The organism is Aliikangiella maris (genome assembly GCF_040719265.1).
Classification (GTDB): Bacteria; Pseudomonadota; Gammaproteobacteria; order Enterobacterales; family Kangiellaceae; genus Aliikangiella; species Aliikangiella maris.
Window position 1 is genome coordinate 1 of record NZ_JBFDAH010000107.1, and the last position, 1,362, is coordinate 1,362.

General features: G+C 38.3%; 3 protein-coding genes. 2 read left to right on the forward strand and 1 reads right to left on the reverse strand.

The annotated features are described in order from the left end of the window. Positions 1–62: 62 nt before the first annotated feature. Both ABVT42_RS22335 and ABVT42_RS22340 read left to right on the forward strand, forming a co-directional pair. On the forward strand, positions 63–704 hold the full coding sequence (locus tag ABVT42_RS22335) for a hypothetical protein (RefSeq protein ID WP_367024547.1): 642 nt from the start codon (positions 63–65) through the stop codon (positions 702–704). After that, positions 701–904 carry a hypothetical protein gene (locus ABVT42_RS22340; RefSeq protein WP_353898181.1) on the forward strand — a complete coding sequence of 68 codons (204 nt, stop codon included), beginning with the start codon at positions 701–703 and terminating at the stop codon, positions 902–904. The genes ABVT42_RS22335 and ABVT42_RS22340 overlap by 4 nt, the downstream gene beginning before the upstream one ends. Before the next feature lie 120 nt (positions 905–1,024). Here the strand turns inward: ABVT42_RS22340 and ABVT42_RS22345 are convergent, their stop codons facing one another. After that, a complete protein-coding gene (locus ABVT42_RS22345; RefSeq protein WP_353898180.1) occupies positions 1,025–1,186 on the reverse strand; it encodes a hypothetical protein in 162 nt (53 codons plus the stop codon). Positions 1,187–1,362 lie beyond the last annotated feature (176 nt).

The following is a 1,362-nucleotide window of genomic DNA, read 5'->3' on the forward strand; positions in this document are numbered from 1 at the left end:
ATTAAGCGGTTTGATGCTGGCAGAGTAGGTGATCCGGCTTTTGATGTCTTTGTTTGTGCTGAGTGATAGATAGTGTAATAGTTCAGGTTGACCCAGTAGCACCAGGTTATGCGTTAAACTGTACTGCTAATGATGTTGCGATCGCTGGTGTAGCCTCCAATTCTGATGGCTATCCACAATTAACAATTCATGATGATGGCTGTGCTTATCGAGGAGATACGGTAACCTTTACTGCAACTTTTGACTTAGAAGTTAATGCAAAAGAACGTCATGATATTGGTATTTATTTTGCGACAGATGGAGATATTAATAATGATGGCGCAATTTCTGGCATGTGTAGTGTGTCAACTTTAGATTTTGAACCCGATCCACCTTGGCTCGATTTAGATGGTACGACAGATCCGTTTCCTGGCACAAATACAATATCAAATATTCAAGATACTTGTGGCGATATTGATAAGCCCGCGCATAATCCATTACACCCAACAGTGACCTTAACTGCGGTGTGTAAAGATGATAACAATGATGGTTTTTTAAATCTACCCAACTGTACCAGTTGGCGGCAAAGTGGTGTGAATGAATTGTGTACCAGTCCAGAACATGCGTTTCCAGGATCGCCATCAAAATGTAATTGCGATAGCGGTTTTAATGTACCAATTTCGGTGCCTCCAGCAGACTTATTGGTAATAATGTTACCTTCGTGATTGTAATCAATAATACTTCAGCAGTTGATGCCGTGACTATCAATAGTCTGGTGGATAATGTACATGGCGATCTTAACGGACAAGGGGATTGTAGTGTGCCGCAAGTTATTTTACCGGCACAAAGCTATACATATCTTTTCAACGTTTATGTCACGGGCGATGTCAATCAGGCTGAAACGGATGTAATAGCGCCACGGTAATATTAGAATAATATAAATACCCTGTAATAAATAAGCCCGCTAAAATTAGCGGGTTTTTAATTTAGAAAAACAAAGTTTGTTGATTGCTACGTCATTATATTGAAATCTATTGGATGCGGATTAAAGGGAGAATTGAGAGCGCTTAAGCTTTTTGATAACTCGGGTATATTGACTTTGCATGTCGCTAAGTTGTTGTTTTAACAATGCATTTTCTATTTCCAACTTTTCGATCTCTTCTTGATAATGAAATAGTAAATAATTCTTTCTATTGTTCGGTTGCATAACCTGCTGACCTCATATTATTCGATATTTTTGACTTGCACCTAAAACAATGAGGTGGCGAGCAAAATTGTAGTTTACTTTTTTACCATCATACTTCTTGCCAATTTCTTTATCATAAGATTGTGCAAGAATTAAACGACTTTACCCAATTAACATCGTCCGCTTTTTAGTGCTTG